This is a genomic window from Streptomyces sp. NPDC001157, assembly GCF_053598255.1.
On the sequence record NZ_JBSFJW010000051.1, the window covers coordinates 1 to 15,715 of the forward strand.

Here is a 15,715-nt window from a genome sequence, read left to right on the forward strand (position 1 = left end):
GGGGTGCGCCACCCGAGCCGGGCTGGTCCGGGGCGGCCGCCCCCGCCGCCCCTTCCCGTCCCGTCCCTGGGGGCTGTCGCCCCCAGACCCCCGCTGTCGGCCTGAACGGCCTCGTCCTCAAACGCCGGACGGGCTGAAAAGATCAAGCCCCGGCCCACGAAGATCGGCGTCCCTGCCCGTGGGAGTCGAGCGCCCCTCCGTGGGAGTCAAGCGCCCCTCCGTGGGAGTCGAGCGCCCCTCTGTGGGAGTCGCCCTCGTCTCCGTCCTCGCTCCACCCGCCTGGACGCCCTCAGGTCGCCGTGGTCTCGGAAGTCCACTTTTGTATGGAGTGGTCGGTATTCGTCTCCCGATCACACCTCACTCACTGGAGGGCGCCGTGCAGTCGGAGGGCTACGCATACGACACCCACAGCCGACTGGCCGGACCTCTGACGGAGCCGAGCGACGCGTCGTACCAGGTGCAGTACACCTCGCTGCTGTCCAGTGAGCCGCGCCGAATACACGCCGTCCTGCTGATGACCCTGGCCCCGGTGCTCACCGGCACGCTGCTCGTCTACCTCGTCTGGCCCACGCACTGGGTGGAGCGCGACGGCGGGGAGAGCTGGCTGGTCGGGCTCGACGTCACGATGCTCATATCCATCGGGCTCATCGAGCTGTTCATGGTGGTCAATGTCGCCTCCGTCGCCCATGCCACGCTGGTCGCACGTGACCCCGTTCCGGTGGTGCCCGAAGCCGGTACCCGCGTCGCGTTTCTCACCACGTACGTCCCCGGCAAGGAACCTCTCTCGATGGTCCGCGCAACCCTTGAGGGAGCCGTCAAGATCACCCACGCCGGGCCCGGCAGCGTCCTCGACGTATGGCTCCTGGACGAGGGCGACGACGAGCAGGCGAAGGCCCTGTGCGCGGAGCTCGGGGTCAGGCACTTCACCCGGCGCGGCGTTCCGCAGTGGAACCAGGCCGAGGGTGTCCACAAGGCCCTGACCAAGCACGGCAACTACAACGCCTGGATCGCCGTGCACGGCGACGCGTACGACTTCTTCGCCTCCGTCGACACGGACCACGTCCCGCGCCCCAACTTCCTCGAAAGGATGATGGGGTACTTCCGGGACCCCGATGTCGCCTTCGTGGTCGGGCCTCAGGTGTACGGGAACTACGCCGACCATCCCGTCACCAAGGCCGCCGAGTCGCAGCAGTTCCTCTTCCATGCGCTGATCCAGCGGGCCGGGAACCGGTATCGCTCACCCATGTTCGTCGGTACGAACAATGTGGTGCGGATCGCCGCGGTGAAGCAGATCGGCGGGCTGTACGACTCCATCACGGAGGACATGGCCACCGGATTCGAGATCCATCAGCGGCGCAATCCCGCGACCGGCAATCACTGGCGGTCCGTGTACACACCGGACGTACTCGCCGTCGGAGAGGGACCGGCTTCCTGGACCGACTTCTTCACGCAGCAGATGCGCTGGTCGCGGGGGACCTACGAGACGCTGCTGAAGCAGTACGGGAAGGCGTTGTTCAGGATGCCTCCGGGGCGGCTGTTCTCGTACACCCTGATGCTCGTCTACTACCCGATGACGGCCGTCAACTGGCTTCTGGGCATCCTCAGTTGTGTCCTCTTCCTCTGGTTCGGCGCCTCCGGCACGCAGGTGGCCTCCTCGGTGTGGCTGATGCTCTACAGCGATGCCGCCGCCCTGCAGATCGGGCTGTATCTGTGGAACCGACGGCACAACATCTCGCCCCACGAGCCGGAGGGGTCCGGCGGTCTCGCCGGCATGGCGATGTCGGCCCTGGCCGCGCCGATCTACCTCAAGTCCTTCGGTGAGGCGCTCCTCCGCCGGCCCAGCAGGTTCGTCGTGACCCCCAAGGGCGCGGACGCCAGTGCCGACCGGCTGCTCACCTTCCGTATCCACCTCTTCTGGGCGATCCTCCTCGCGACCTCCCTGGCCGCCTCGGTCGTCCTGGACCACACCCATGCCGCCATGCGCACCTGGGCGGTCCTGGCCATGGCCATCGCCCTCGCGCCGGTCGCGGTGTGGTGCTGCACGCTCCTCAAGGAGCGGCGGGAGCGGCAGGCACGGCATCGGACCACCCGTGCCGTCGACGGCACGGAGCCCGCCCTCGCCACCAGCGGCGCGGGCTCCCCGGTCTCCGGAACCACGACAGGAGGCAGCTAGCGCCATGGCCCGGAACGCTGACAGCAAGTACCGGAAGAGCCCCGGGAACAGAACGACCAGAAGAGCCGTCCTCGGGGTCGGGGGCATCATGGTCCTGGCCGGTCTCAACGCCCCCGCCGCGGTCGAGTTCGCCGGCGAGGAGTACCACGAGTACAAGATCGCCCAGCCCGAGTACCAGGCGAAGTACGGGTCCTGGCAGCGGGTCGACATCCCCGCGAAGTACCGCACCAACGCCATCCACGCGGCACTCCTGCACACCGGCAAGGTCCTGATCGTCGCCGGGTCGGGCAACGAGCAGAAGAAGTTCAACGCCGGGTCCTTCGACACCGTCCTGTGGGACCCGAAGGCGAACACCTTCAAGAAGATCCCCACCCCCGCCGACTTCTTCTGCTCCGGCCACACCCAACTCCCGGACGGGCGGCTCCTCGTGGCCGGCGGCACCGCCCGCTACGAACTGCTCGACGGTGAGGTCAAACGGGCCGGCGGCGGTATGCGGATCAAGAACGAGAACCCCCTCAAGGCGGTCTTCCTGAAGAAGGGCACCCGCTTCCGCTCACCCGCGGGCGTCGAGTACGTCAGCAGGTTCGACGTCACCGTCCCGAAGGCCAAGCCCGCAGCCGCCGCGGCCGCCGCGGTGCGGCCCGGGCAGGCGCCGGCTCCGGCCCCGGTGGTGGCGGGCGAGGCCCGGGTCTTCGTCGAGGCGGCCGAGGCCGGTCCGCTGTCCGTCACCGAGAAGCAGGCGCAGTACGACATCGTCGGGCTGACCGGCAAGGACGCGGCCAACACCTATGGGCTGAGCGAGAAGATCACCCTCGACAAGCAGGACTTCCAGGGGATCCGCGCCGCCTACGAGTTCGATCCCGTGGCCGAGCGGTACGTGCCCGTCGACCCGATGCAGAAGGCCCGCTGGTATCCGACGCTCGTCGGACTCGACGACGGGCGGGTGCTCGCCGTATCGGGCCTGGACGACGTCGGCCAGATCGACCCCGGGGACAACGAGATCTACGACCCTCGGACCAAGAAGTGGTCACCCGGCCCGAAGCGGTACTTCCCCACCTACCCCGCGCTCTTCCTGACCAAGGGCGGCAAGCTCTTCTACACGTCCTCCAACGCCGGTTACGGGCCTGCCGACCAGGGGCGGGAGCCGGGGCTGTGGGACCTGAAGACCAATACCTTCCGGAAGGTTCCGGGGCTGCGCGACCCGGACCAGACGGAGACCTCCTCCTCCCTGCTGCTGCCGCCCGCCCAGGACCAGAAGGTGATGATCCTGGGTGGCGGAGGCGTCGGAGAGTCAAGGAGGTCGACCCCGCGCACGGCCGTCGTCGATCTGAAGCAGGCCAACCCGGTCTTCAAGGACGGGCCCGACCTCCCCCAGGGCACGCGGTACCTGAACAGCGTGATCATGCCGGACGACTCGGTGTTCACCACCAACGGTTCCGAGGACTACCGCGGCCGCAGCGCCAGCAACATCTTCAAGGCCCAGTTCTACGACCCGAAGAGCAACGCCTTCCACGAGGCGGCCGCGCCCACCGTCGGCCGCAACTACCACTCCGAGGCGCTGCTGCTGCCCGACGGCCGGGTCGCCACCTTCGGCTCCGACCCGCTCTTCGACGACCAGCAGAACACCAAGCTCGGCCACTTCGAGCAGCGCATGGAGGTCTTCACACCGCCCGTGCTGCACCGGGGCAAGAACCGCCCCGTACTGGAGGGCGGACCGCAGAAGCTCGCCAAGAACCGCCGCGCGACCTACCGCACCGACCACCCCGAACGGGTGGCGAAGGCCCGCCTCATGCGGCCCAGTGCGGTCACCCACACCACCGACGTCGAACAGCGCTCGATCGAGCTCGGTCTGACCAAGGACGCGCACTCGGTGACGGTCGAGGTACCCGACGACCCGGCCCTGGTGCCGCCCGGCTGGTACATGCTGTTCGTGACGGACGCGCAGGGCACGCCGTCCGAGGCCAGGTGGATCCAGGTGAAGTGACCCGCCCGCCCGCCGGCTCGGCCCGTGCCCCGACCCGGCCGCTACGGCTTGGAGTTGCGGGCCAGTTCCAGGGCGTACTCCGGCCACCACTTCCCCGCGGCCGGCCCGCTCCCGCACGTCCCGTCGGACTCTCCGGGCCGCTTGATCCACAGGTAGGCGTCGAGGGTGGGGTCGCCGGTGTCGGTGGTCGGGCGGGTGCCCAGCGCGCGGCCGGGCGGGTTGCACCAGGCGCCGGGCAGCGGGCCGTTGCCGTTGCGGCTGGTGTCGACGACGAAGTGCTTGCCGCCGAGGTCGGCGGAGAGTTCGAGGCCGTACGCCTTGGTCAGCTCGTCCGTCTGGAAGTTGGAGACGTTGAGGGAGAAACCGTCGGCCTTCTCGATACCGGCCTGCTTCAGCGGGTCGACCAGCTTCCACGGATCGCGGATCCAGGCCGGGTTGCCCGCGTCCAGGTACACCTTGGTGTTCGGCTGCTGCTTCAGGCGCACGACCGCCTCGTTCAGGAGCTGCTCGCGTTCGTCGTGGTAGCCGGCCGGTGTGCAGCCGTCCACGATGTGGGCGACCGCGTCCGGTTCGAGGACGACCAGGGCCTTGCCGTCCCCGAGCGCGTCCGCGAACCTGCCGATCCACTCCCGGTAGGCGTCCGCGTCGGCCGCGCCGCCCGCGGAGTGCTGGCCGCAGTCGCGGTGCGGGATGTCGTACGCCACGAAGAGTGCCGTGCGGTTCTCCTCGGCCGCGGCCTCGACGGCCGCCTTCACGATGGGGCCCGGGTCGATCTCGCCGGCCGGCCACAGCGCCTCCGGTTCGTCCGCGATCCGCTTGAGCAGGTGCGCGTCCTGGGCGCGGCCCGCACGTCGCCACTCCTTGATCTGCTTGGCGGCCGGGCTGTCCGGGTCGACCCAGAAGTCCAAGGCGCCTGCGCGGGCCACCTTCTTCGAGGCGCGGCCCGCCGCGGCGGCCGTGTCGATGTCGGACGCGGACGAGCAGCCCGCCGCCAGCCCGAGGACCGCGACAGCCGCGAGGATGTGGATCAGCCGGGACATGCTGCTCCCTGGGGCGAAGGTGTCATTTACTGATGATTCGTCAGCAATCGTTGCACAAGGGATTTCAGGCTGCAGGGTTCGACATGGCAGCCGTGGGACGGGTCAGGCGTCCGGTGAGACGAGGGCGATGCCGAGTGGTGTGCGCTTGTACTGCACCTGCAGTGTCAGATGCGCGGAGGCGGAGGAGGTGGTGGCGGGTTCGTCGAGTGCGGCGAGCACGGCCGCCCGGCCGTGTCCGAGGAGTCGTACGAGAACGTCCGGGGCGCGATCGGCGGGTTCGGCCCACAGGCCGCCGATGCCGCGCGCCGGGTAGGCCAGGGTGGGCTGCCACGGGGGATCGAAGGTGCTCACCACGTCCGGCCAGATGAAGACGCTGGGCATCAGGACCAGGGCCCGCCCGCCGAGCCGCCGTTCGTGCCGGCCCTGGAACTCGACGGTGAGCGTCCCGGCCTGTCGGCCGAACCGCCGGTTGATCTCCGGCAGCAGTCCGCCGAGCCCGGCCTCGGCCAGTCGCCGCGAGTGGAAGGTGACGTCGGCCTCCAGGAGGGTGCGCAGCCGGGGCCAGTCCGGGGCGATGAGGGCCCGCCAGGCCTCCTCCATCGCGTCCGACAGTTCCGTGATCATGCGGACGGGGTCCTTCAGCCATCTGCGGGCCTCGGGCGAGTCGAGGGCGCCCGGGGTGTCCGCAAGGGACATCGCGGTGTCCGCGCGGGCCGCACCCGGGTCGCTCGCCCGCACGGCCGCGATCTCCTCCTCGAAGGTGGCGGCAGGGCCGATCGGGGGCGGGCAGAGCCAGTCGGGGCAGTGGCCGCGCCGCGGCATCAGCAGCCACAGAGCGGTGAGGTCGGGCCCGGCGGCCACCTTGCCCATACGGCGCAGCCAGGGTGCGTGGTGCGGGCCGTGCCCGAGGAGCGGCGCGGACGGGCCATGACCCTGCTCACCGCCGGGCTGATGACGATCCAGGGAGTGGGGATGGCCCTGGCGGGAGTCGTCGCCGGGTTCGCGGGGGTGCCGGCCACCGCCGCGGGGGACGGAGCGCTGGGCGCGGTGTGCTGCGTACTGCTCGCTCTGGAAGCCCGTCGGACCGAAAGGCGAGACGGGGCTGACCACCATGTGACCGGCCGGTAAGGTCGGTCACGTGCCGAAGCCGCTCAGTCTTCCCTTCGATCCGATCACCCGCGCCGACGAACTCTGGAAGCAGCGCTGGGGAAACGTGCCGTCCATGGCGGCCATCACCTCGATCATGCGCGCGCACCAGATCCTGCTCGCCGAGGTCGACGCCGTGGTCAAGCCCTACGGACTGACCTTCGCGCGGTACGAGGCACTGGTGCTGCTCACCTTCTCCAAGGAGGGCGAGCTGACGATGTCGAAGATCGGCGAGCGGCTCATGGTGCACCCCACCTCGGTGACGAACACCGTAGACCGCCTGGTGAAGTCGGGCCTGGTGGCCAAGCGCCCCAACCCCAACGACGGTCGCGGCACCCTCGCCTCCATCACCGACAAGGGCCGCGAGGTCGTCGAGGCGGCCACCCGCGACCTGATGGCGATGGACTTCGGCCTCGGCGCGTACGACGCCGAGGAGTGCGCGGAGATCTTCGCGATGCTGCGACCGCTGCGGGTGGCGGCGGGCGACTTCGCCGAGGACTGACCCGGCCCAAGATCTCCCGGAACGGGCGGTTACGCTCGACGCCATGAAGAAGAGCGTGCTGACCCGCTACCGCGTCATGGCCTACGTCACCGGCGTCCTGCTGGTCCTGCTGTGCCTGAGCATGATCGCCAAGTACGGCCTGGACGTCGACGGCGCCGCGGACTTCACCCGCGTCGTCGCCATCGCGCACGGCTGGCTCTACGTGGTCTACCTGATCTTCGCCTTCGACCTGGGCTCCAAGGCGAAGTGGCCGGTCGGCAAGCAGCTGTGGGTGCTGCTCGCCGGGACGATCCCGACGGCCGCCTTCTTCGTCGAGCGGAAGATCAGCCACGAGCTGGAGGCGCAGTTCACGGAGGGCTCGCCCGCGGTCGCGAAGGTGTGACGACGACCGACGTGATGGCCGCCAGGCCGCCGTTGGCCAGGCCCTTTTAGGTCACCGCCCGCGACGGCCCGAGCTCGTTCGCGAGCCGCTGCGCCGGCGCCGAGCCCGCACGGCACAGCCGCTCCCACTCGCCGTCGTACTTGCCGTCCACCCGGTCCCGGACGTTCAGCCGGTCCCGGACGTCCAGGTCGAGCGTGTCGTCGATGCTCCGCGCCCATGCGCGCAGCTCGGCGACCAGGCCGTCGGACAGATCCAGCCCGACGGCTGTCGCGTTCCCCGGAGACGGTCGCAGCCCCAGCACAGCCACTTCGCCGTGCGACGGCGTTCGTCCCAGTAGCGGACCGCCCAGGAGGGGCCGAGGTGCCGGGCCAGGCGCTGTGCCGCCGTCAGGCCGCGGTCGGACGGTCACCCCCGGACTGCCCTCGACATTTACTAGGACGTCCTAGTAAATTCGAAGCATGGACGCTGACGCCATCGAGGAGGGCCGCCGTCGCTGGCAGGCCCGGTACGACGCTTCGCGCAAGCGTGAGGCCGACTTCACCACGCTCTCCGGGGATCCCGTGGAGCCGGTGTACGGGCCCCGGCCGGGGGACGTGTATGACGGCTTCGAGCGGATCGGGTGGCCAGGGGAGTACCCCTTCACGCGCGGGCTGTATCCGACCGGCTATCGAGGGCGGACGTGGACCATCCGGCAGTTCGCCGGGTTCGGGAACGCCGAGCAGACCAATGAGCGCTACAAGATGATCCTCGCCAACGGCGGGGGCGGTCTGTCCGTCGCCTTCGACATGCCGACCCTCATGGGGCGCGACTCCGACGATCCGCGCTCGCTCGGCGAGGTCGGGCACTGCGGGGTCGCCATCGACTCCGCCGCCGACATGGAGGTCCTGTTCAAGGACATCCCGCTGGGGGACGTCACCACCTCCATGACCATCAGCGGGCCCGCCGTCCCCGTCTTCTGCATGTATCTCGTCGCCGCCGAGCGGCAGGGCGTGGATCCGCGGGTGCTCAACGGCACACTCCAGACCGACATCTTCAAGGAGTACATCGCGCAGAAGGAGTGGCTGTTCCAGCCGGAACCCCATCTGCGGCTGATCGGCGACCTGATGGAGTACTGCGCCGCCGGGATCCCCGCCTACAAGCCGCTGTCCGTCTCCGGCTACCACATCCGGGAGGCCGGGTCGACGGCCGCGCAGGAGCTGGCGTACACGCTGGCCGACGGGTTCGGGTACGTGGAGCTGGGGCTCTCGCGCGGGCTGGACGTGGACGTGTTCGCGCCCGGGCTGTCCTTCTTCTTCGACGCACACGTCGACTTCTTCGAGGAGATCGCCAAGTTCCGTGCGGCGCGGCGCATCTGGGCGCGCTGGATGCGGGACGTGTACGGGGCGAAGTCCGAGAAGGCGCAGTGGCTGCGCTTCCACACACAGACGGCCGGTGTCTCCCTGACCGCCCAGCAGCCGTACAACAACGTCGTGCGTACGGCCGTGGAGGCGCTCGCGGCGGTGCTCGGCGGGACCAACTCGCTGCACACCAACGCCCTGGACGAGACCCTCGCGCTGCCGAGCGAGCAGGCGGCGGAGATCGCGCTGCGTACGCAGCAGGTGCTGATGGAGGAGACCGGGGTCGCCAACGTGGCCGATCCGCTGGGCGGTTCGTGGTTCGTCGAGCAGCTGACGGACCGGATCGAGGCGGACGCGGAGAAGATCTTCGAGCAGATAAAGGAGCGGGGGCTGCGGGCGCATCCGGACGGCCGGCACCCCATCGGTCCGATCACCTCCGGGATTCTGCGGGGGATCGAGGACGGCTGGTTCACGGGCGAGATCGCCGAGTCGGCCTTCCGCTACCAGCAGGCGCTGGAGAAGGGCGACAAGCGGGTCGTCGGCGTCAACGTCCACCACGGGTCCGTCACCGGGGACCTGGAGATCCTGCGGGTCAGCCATGAGGTGGAGCGGGAGCAGGTGCGGGTGCTGGGCGGCCGCAGGGCCGCGCGGGACGAGGCCGCGGTACGGACGGCCCTGGACGCCATGCTCGCCGCCGCCCGTTCCGGCAGCAACATGATCGAGCCGATGCTGGACGCCGTACGCGCCGAGGCGACCCTGGGCGAGATCTGCGGGGTGCTGCGGGACGAGTGGGGGGTGTACACCGAACCGGCGGGCTTCTGACATCCGGGAGAAGGGTTTATGAAAATGTGACCTGCCTCCTTCTCTGCGATCGTTCCCGTGCATAGCATCGGCTCGTCGAGTCCGCCGATGCTCAGGGGAACTGACGGTGCGTAGGTTTTTCAGACCCAGAGTGGTACGGGCCGCGGTCGCGGTCGCGGTGGCCGTGCTGCCGTGTGCCGCGCTCGTCCCGGTCGCGTCCGCACATTCCGTCGCGCCACCGGCGAACCCGGTGGCGCAACGGCTGGACGCCTACTGGAACCCGGCCCGGCTGACGGCCGCGCTGCCCGTCGACACCGGCCTGGACCGGGACTCCGTCTACTCCACCGCCCCGGACACCGGCGCCGCCGCCTCCTCCGCGGTGGACGGCCCCATGCCCGGCGAGTTCATCCCGCCCAGCCACAGCTTCGACGGCATGCCCCAGGCCGGCACCTTCTTCTGGACCGACCCCAGCGGCACCGGGCGCACCTGCAGCGGCTCCGTGGTGCGCAGTCCGGGCCACAACCTGGTGCTGAGCGCCGGCCACTGTCTGCGGGGGTACTCCGGCACCTCCCCGCGCCGCAATCTGGCCTTCGTGCCGCAGTACCACGACGGACTCAAGCCGTTCGGCGTGTTCCCGGTCCGGGTCAACGGCGTCTACGTCCCGCAGCAGTACTACGACCTGAAGGAGCACGCCGGCGCCCAGTACGACTACGGCTTCGCCGTCACCGAGCCCAACCAGGACGGCAAGCAGGTGCAGGACGCAGCCGGCGCGGTGCAGCTGCTCACTGACACCGGGTACCACCACGCCCCGGTGCGGATGATCGGCTACCCGGGAGGCGCGGACAAGCCGCTGGAGTGCTGGAGCCGCACCACCCGCTACGACAGCGACGACCCCGACGAGCCCGGCAGCTATCCGCGCATCGCCTGCGACGCGTTCGTGGGCGGCACCAGCGGCGGACCGATGCTGGTGCCGTGGAAGGGCGGCTGGGCGGTGGTAGGCGTCATCGGCGGCTACCACACCGGCGGTTACACCTCGCAGATCTCCTACAGCGCCTACTTCGGCAAGAGCGTCGGTCAGCTCTACGGCGACGCGGTCACCGGCGCCCCGCCGGCCCGCCCGGCGTCGTAGACCTCCGGGAAGCGGGGGCGCGACTACGGCGCCCGGGTGTCCGCTCCCAGGCCGCCCAGGAGCAGGGTCGTGAACCCGCGCACCCACTCCTCGTCGGCGGCGTAGCCGCTCACCAGGGTGCGGTGGACCACGGCGCCCGCGACCACGTCGAAGATGAGGTCGACCGTGCGGACGGCCTCCTCGGGGTCGGTCTCGGGGGGCAGTTCGCCGCGGGTCTGGGCGCGGGCGCGGCCCTCCAGGACCAGTCTCTTCTGGCGCTCCACGATCGAGGAGCGGATGCGGTCGCGCAGGGCGTCGTCGCGGGTGGACTCCGCGACCACCGCCATCAGGCCGCTCTTCGCCTCCGGGCGGGCCAGGATCGCCGCGAACTGCAGGACCACGCCCTCGATGTCGGCCGCCAGGGTGCCGCGGTCGGGGAGGACCAGCTCGTCGAAGAGTTCGGCCACCGCGTCGACGACGAGCTCGTTCTTGCCGGACCAGCGGCGGTAGAGCGTGGTCTTTGCAACCCCCGCCCGCGTCGCGACGTCTCCCAGGGTGAGCTTCGACCAGCCCAGCTCCACCAGGGCCTCCCGGGTGGCCGCCAGGATCGCGGCGTCCGCCTCGACGCTGCGCGGGCGTCCTGAGGCACGGGTGGCGGGAGTGCGGCTCTGCATCCCACGACCATAACCGGCGGGTCCTGTGAGGTCGTGAGGGAGATCACCGGGGGGTGGTGTCAGGGAGGCACTCGGTGCCATTACGCTACGACTCGTAGCGAAAGCTCGTGAGTGGCTCCGCGGGCGACAACCACTGGCGTGGGGTGGGGACCCGGCGTCGAACAGAACGCAACAGGACCGGCTTTCTCAACGCTTTTCACTGATGCGCGGGAACGGGGGAGGATAGACGCATGCAGCCACGGAACATGTCCATGAGCGGAGTCGTCGACCTCGCCGCGGTGAAGGCGGCCCAGGAGGCCAAGGCGAAGGCGGAGCAGGCGCGCGCCGAAGCGGCCCGGCACGGCGGTGCCCCGGGCGCCGTCTCCCCGGCCGACCTGGTGATCGACGTCGACGAGGCCGGATTCGAGCGCGACGTCCTGCAGCGGTCCACCGAGGTGCCCGTCGTCATCGACTTCTGGGCCGAGTGGTGCGAGCCCTGCAAGCAGCTGAGCCCCGTCCTGGAGCGGCTCGCCGTCGAGTACGACGGACGCTTCCTTCTCGCGAAGATCGACGTCGACGCCAACCAGATGCTGATGCAGCAGTTCGGGGTCCAGGGGATCCCGGCCGTCTTCGCCGTGGTGGCGGGGCAGGCGCTGCCGCTCTTCCAGGGGGCCGCCGGCGAGCAGCAGATCCGGCAGACCCTCGACCAGCTCGTGCAGGTGGCCGAGCAGCGCTTCGGCCTGACCGGCCTGACCGTTGACCCCGACGCCCAGCCGGGCGGCGGCCAGGCCGCGGCCGAGGCGGCACCGGCCGGACCGTACGACGCGCTGCTCGAGGCGGCCGTACGGGCCCTGGACTCGGGGGACTTCGGCGGTGCGGTGCAGGCGTACAAGAACGTGCTGAGCGAGGACCCGGGCCACCCGGAGGCCAAACTGGGGCTCGCCCAGGCCGAGTTGCTGCAGCGCGTGGGCGGACTCGACCCGCAGCAGGTGCGCAAGGACGCCGCCGAGAAGCCCGCCGACGTAGAGGCTCAGATCGCCGCGGCCGATCTGGATCTGGTCGGCGGTCATGTGGAGGACGCCTTCGGGCGGCTCATCGACACCGTCCGGCGCACGGCGGGTGACGACCGGGACACGGTACGTCTGCGACTGCTGGAGCTCTTTGAGGTCGTCGGGGCGGATGATCCGAGGGTGGCGGCGGCCCGCAGGGCGCTCGCTCGGGCCCTGTTCTGAGCGGGGCGGCGGCCCGGTTCTGACCAGTCGCTAAACACGAGGGCATGTGATGCCCGAGTGAAAGATTTGCCGAAGGAACGTCAGTGCGGCCGCGCTTTACCAAATCTTGGTAAACGCGGCCGCTGTTACTGGGAGTAAGTTCCGGCCGTTGATCTGTCGGTTTCTGTCCAACGATCAATAGTTTTGTCCAGCCCTCCGGCTGTACCCTCTGTCGCCACCTGAGACCTGTGGGTCGTCCTTCGGTTATCCGGCCGTTACTACCCAGTAACGAAGCCCCTTGTGCGGGCGGCGAGAATGCACCACGATCGGCGACGCTCGGTCCTTTCCCGTACCCCGACAGCCGGTTGGGTCGCGGGAGTTCCTGGGTCCCCACCGAGCAGAGTCTGTGCCCCTGGCGCCGGCTCTTGGGCAGGGGGGTCTTCGCCGCTCGGCGAAGCCTGTCCAGCAAGGTTGTGCGTGATGTGCGTCAGGCGCGACCAGTGGTTGTCGCTCGGGGGTGATCGCCGGTGATCGGTGCGCGGTTTGCGCCTCCGAGTGCGGGCGCTCTCCTTCCCGAGGACGTAGCACTTCTCCCATCCCTGCCCGGCTGAGCCGCCGACAGGCAGCAGTCAGGGCCAGGAGATGTACGTCCGAGAAGGAGGAAATATGGAGTCCCAGGTGCGTGGCGGGACCAGATGGAAGCGGTTCGCTGTGGTCATGGTGCCCAGCGTCGCCGCTACGGCCGCGATAGGTGTCGCCCTCGCGCAGGGCGCTCTCGCCGCGTCGTTCAGTGTGTCCGGGCAGCAGTTCAAGGTGCGGGCCGCCACGCTGGAAGGTACAGGTTTCGAGCAGTACGGGGCCCTTGACTCGGGGTACGCCCTCGACGGCCAGAAGGCCACCCGCCCGGTGGCGGTCTCGGCGTTCGATCACGCGACCATCACTCATCTGTGCCAGTCGGTGGTCACCCCGAACATCCCGGTGTTGGGCAGTGTCAGCCTGCTCCTGCATGCAGGTGACGGCCCGAAGCCGGAGGACGCGGTCGAGGCCGACAAGCTGTACATCGACCTCGACAAGCTGGACGCCAAAGATGCGACGTTCACGAACATCGACATCGGTGTGGCCGCGGGCACCACGGGCAAGGACAAGGGCGGCAAGGGTCCGGGCATGAAGGGCGGCGGCGAGGCCGCCAACCCGTTCGGATTCGCACAGCAGGCCGAGAAAGCGTCGCTGACCGATGTCAAGCAGACGGCGTGGGCGACCACTGCCGGAACCTTCAAGCTCAGCGGTCTGAGCATGGAGGTCAAGGCGGGCACCCACGAGTGCTACTAGGCACTCGGTGACGGGCGGGGGAGCCTATGGCGCCCCCGCCCGTCGACCTTCCACCACATTCTTCACATGTAGTGCAACTCACCACCACAGCATCACCACCACAGCAAAGCCGCACCAGGGAGCTGTTTTCCATGAGCGCCGAGACTCCTGCCGTATCCGCCGGCCAGTTCAGTCGCCGGAGGGCGCAGTTCCGCGCCTGGCGGGGCACGCGGCCGTTCTGGGCCGGACTGTTCGTCATGCTCGGCGGACTCCCCATCGCCTACTTCCCGTACGCCCACCTGCAGCTGGGGCATCTGACGCTGGCGATGTCCACCACCGCGGGTGCCGGGTCCCTGATCATCGGCGTGCTGCTGATCGTCCTGGGCTTCAGCCTCTGGTTCCAGAAGCACGTGCGTACCTTCGCGGGCGTCGCGGCGATCCTGCTGGCGCTGGTGTCGATCCCTGTGTCCAACCTCGGTGGCTTCCTGCTGGGCTTCCTGTTCGCGATGCTCGGCGGCGCGCTGGCCGTGGCCTGGGCGCCGGGCGAGCCGCCGGCCGAGGCGGCGCAGGGGGAAGCACCGGGAGCGGGCGGTGCCCCGCAGGCACTGGACCCGGACACCACCATCCTGAAGCCCGTGGTGGGCGAGCCGATCGATCTGTCAGGAACGAGCCCGGCGAACGGGGCGAACGGGAGGCACAGTGCCGGCTGACGAGGTGACCCACGGGGCTGATGTGGACGAGTCCCGTGTGAGAACCGGGCCGCGCCACGCGGCACCCAAGAAGCCGCTGTTCACCAGGTTCCACATGCCGGCGGGCAAGGCGATAGCCACGGTGGCGATGCCGACCGCGGTCCTCATGGGAATGGGGTTCACGTCCTCGCTCGCGCTCGCCGACAGCGGCGGCTCGTCGCCGTCGTCGAAGAGCCTGACCGCGGACGAGTACAAGGACTGTGTGGCCGCGCTGGGCGACAACGCGTCGGCCTCGCCGTCGCCGTCCGCCTCGCCGAGCTCCGGTGACACGGCCGACAAGGCGACGCCCTCGTCCTCGTCGTCCACCGGCACGTCCAAGGACAGCTCGGACTCGGGCAAGACGGGTTCGTCCGGTTCGTCGGATTCAGGTTCCGACGGGAAGGCGACGCCCGCCCCGTCCCCCTCGGAGAGCTCGTCCAAGGACACCTCGGGCAGCGGCACCGCGACGCCGAGTCCCTCGGCGTCCGCGAGCAGCGGAGGCGGTCTCCTGGGCGACCTGGGCAACGCGATCGGCAGCATCTTCACCGGCGGCAGCGGCAGTTCCACGTCGAGCGCGAGCCCAACGCCCACGCCGTCCGCCTCGGACAGCGCGAGCAAGGACTCGTCGTCCCCCGGCACGAGCGCCTCGGACACCGTCAAGGACACGACCAAGAAGGTCACCGACACGGTGAACAACACCGTGAAGGACACGACCGACAAGGCGACCAAGACGGTCGAGGAGGCCACCAAGGCGGCACAGAAGGCGGCCGACTCGGCCACCTCCGCCAGCCCTTCGCCGAGTTCGTCCACGGACGCGCAGAACTGCCCGGCCGCCACGGACGACACGGGCGGCGTCGACAACAAGGTGCCCGTGGCGGACGACCCCTGGTACCTGAGCGCCAGCGTGCTGAAGCTGCATCACGCCGACTACCAGGGCATCGTCAAGGTGAGGACGGCCAACGGCACCATCAAGAGGGTGCTGAAGTACGTCATCTCCGGCGGCACCGACATCGGCGACCTGCACCAGACGGTCAAGGACCACGGCATCAACAAGACCTACCACGTGCAGGCCGGGCCGGGTACGACGTCCAAGATCACCGGTGGTCCGACGACGATGTACACGGAATCCATCTCCGGGAATCTGCTCGGTCTGATCCCGCTGACGTTCACCCCGGACAGCCCGCCCCCGCTGAACCTCCCGGAGATCCTCTTCACCAACGTGAAGGTCGTCCAGGCCGCGCAGTTCGGCGGCACCTTGAACGTGCCCGGTATGCGCATCTACACGACCGACGGAACCGGCTGAGCGCCGTCACAGACCCGTTCGGGAGCCGCAAAAGACTGT

15 protein-coding genes are annotated in these 15,715 nt (G+C 69.6%); 11 read left to right on the forward strand and 4 right to left on the reverse strand.

Annotated features, from left to right (window positions below; translation table 11 throughout):
* Window positions 1–376 precede the first annotated feature (376 nt).
* The gene (locus ACWDAG_RS43810; protein ID WP_450701155.1) at window positions 377–2,173 is read left to right on the forward strand and encodes a glycosyltransferase family 2 protein; all 1,797 of its coding nucleotides are present in this window, start codon (window positions 377–379) and stop codon (window positions 2,171–2,173) included.
* 4 nt (window positions 2,174–2,177) lie between these two features.
* On the forward strand, window positions 2,178–4,157 hold the full coding sequence (locus ACWDAG_RS43815; protein WP_450701156.1) for a galactose oxidase-like domain-containing protein: 1,980 nt from the start codon (window positions 2,178–2,180) through the stop codon (window positions 4,155–4,157).
* Window positions 4,158–4,198: 41 nt separating this feature from the next.
* Here ACWDAG_RS43815 and ACWDAG_RS43820 read toward each other — a convergent pair whose 3' ends face one another.
* A complete protein-coding gene (locus tag ACWDAG_RS43820) occupies window positions 4,199–5,197 on the reverse strand; it encodes a glycoside hydrolase family 6 protein (protein ID WP_450701157.1) in 999 nt (332 codons plus the stop codon).
* A gap of 102 nt (window positions 5,198–5,299) precedes the next feature.
* Window positions 5,300–6,160: a DUF5937 family protein gene (locus tag ACWDAG_RS43825; protein WP_450701194.1), complete on the reverse strand. Its 861-nt coding sequence runs from the start codon at window positions 6,158–6,160 to the stop codon at window positions 5,300–5,302.
* On the opposite strand from ACWDAG_RS43825, the gene ACWDAG_RS43830 reads away from it, so the two are divergent.
* From ACWDAG_RS43830 to ACWDAG_RS43840, 3 genes are read left to right on the forward strand one after another with little or no spacing between them, the layout of a single operon-like run.
* On the forward strand, window positions 6,125–6,325 hold the full coding sequence (locus tag ACWDAG_RS43830; protein ID WP_450701195.1) for a hypothetical protein: 201 nt from the start codon (window positions 6,125–6,127) through the stop codon (window positions 6,323–6,325). The two genes, ACWDAG_RS43825 and ACWDAG_RS43830, sit on opposite strands and share 36 nt — an antisense overlap.
* A 10-nt stretch (window positions 6,326–6,335) precedes the next feature.
* Window positions 6,336–6,845 carry a MarR family winged helix-turn-helix transcriptional regulator gene (locus ACWDAG_RS43835; RefSeq protein ID WP_450701158.1) on the forward strand — a complete coding sequence of 170 codons (510 nt, stop codon included), beginning with the start codon at window positions 6,336–6,338 and terminating at the stop codon, window positions 6,843–6,845.
* Between the two features lie 43 nt (window positions 6,846–6,888).
* Window positions 6,889–7,227 (forward strand): DUF3817 domain-containing protein, encoded by a 339-nt coding sequence (locus ACWDAG_RS43840; RefSeq protein WP_450701159.1) that lies wholly within the window; start codon window positions 6,889–6,891, stop codon window positions 7,225–7,227.
* Between the two features lie 46 nt (window positions 7,228–7,273).
* On the opposite strand, the gene ACWDAG_RS43845 is transcribed toward ACWDAG_RS43840, so the two are convergent.
* On the reverse strand, window positions 7,274–7,528 hold the full coding sequence (locus ACWDAG_RS43845) for a hypothetical protein (protein WP_450701160.1): 255 nt from the start codon (window positions 7,526–7,528) through the stop codon (window positions 7,274–7,276).
* Between the two features lie 157 nt (window positions 7,529–7,685).
* On the opposite strand from ACWDAG_RS43845, the gene ACWDAG_RS43850 reads away from it, so the two are divergent.
* Window positions 7,686–9,386, forward strand: coding sequence for an acyl-CoA mutase large subunit family protein (locus ACWDAG_RS43850; protein WP_450701161.1), 1,701 nt, complete (start codon window positions 7,686–7,688; stop codon window positions 9,384–9,386).
* A 106-nt stretch (window positions 9,387–9,492) separates the two neighbouring features.
* The gene (locus tag ACWDAG_RS43855; protein ID WP_450701162.1) at window positions 9,493–10,494 is read left to right on the forward strand and encodes a trypsin-like serine peptidase; all 1,002 of its coding nucleotides are present in this window, start codon (window positions 9,493–9,495) and stop codon (window positions 10,492–10,494) included.
* 23 nt (window positions 10,495–10,517) lie between these two features.
* On the opposite strand, the gene ACWDAG_RS43860 is transcribed toward ACWDAG_RS43855, so the two are convergent.
* Complete coding sequence (locus ACWDAG_RS43860) at window positions 10,518–11,147, reverse strand: TetR/AcrR family transcriptional regulator (protein WP_450701163.1); 630 nt, start codon at window positions 11,145–11,147, stop codon at window positions 10,518–10,520.
* A gap of 230 nt (window positions 11,148–11,377) precedes the next feature.
* Here ACWDAG_RS43860 and ACWDAG_RS43865 point away from each other — a divergent pair, with 230 nt between their 5' ends.
* From ACWDAG_RS43865 to ACWDAG_RS43880, 4 genes are all read left to right on the forward strand, one after another.
* Window positions 11,378–12,358 (forward strand): tetratricopeptide repeat protein, encoded by a 981-nt coding sequence (locus ACWDAG_RS43865; RefSeq protein WP_450701164.1) that lies wholly within the window; start codon window positions 11,378–11,380, stop codon window positions 12,356–12,358.
* 645 nt (window positions 12,359–13,003) lie between these two features.
* On the forward strand, window positions 13,004–13,666 hold the full coding sequence (locus ACWDAG_RS43870; protein WP_450701165.1) for a DUF6230 family protein: 663 nt from the start codon (window positions 13,004–13,006) through the stop codon (window positions 13,664–13,666).
* Window positions 13,667–13,797: 131 nt separating this feature from the next.
* Window positions 13,798–14,355 (forward strand): DUF6114 domain-containing protein, encoded by a 558-nt coding sequence (locus tag ACWDAG_RS43875; RefSeq protein ID WP_450701166.1) that lies wholly within the window; start codon window positions 13,798–13,800, stop codon window positions 14,353–14,355.
* Window positions 14,345–15,676, forward strand: a complete 1,332-nt coding sequence (locus tag ACWDAG_RS43880; RefSeq protein WP_450701167.1) for a hypothetical protein — start codon at window positions 14,345–14,347, stop codon at window positions 15,674–15,676. The genes ACWDAG_RS43875 and ACWDAG_RS43880 overlap by 11 nt, the downstream gene beginning before the upstream one ends.
* Window positions 15,677–15,715: the final 39 nt, after the last annotated feature.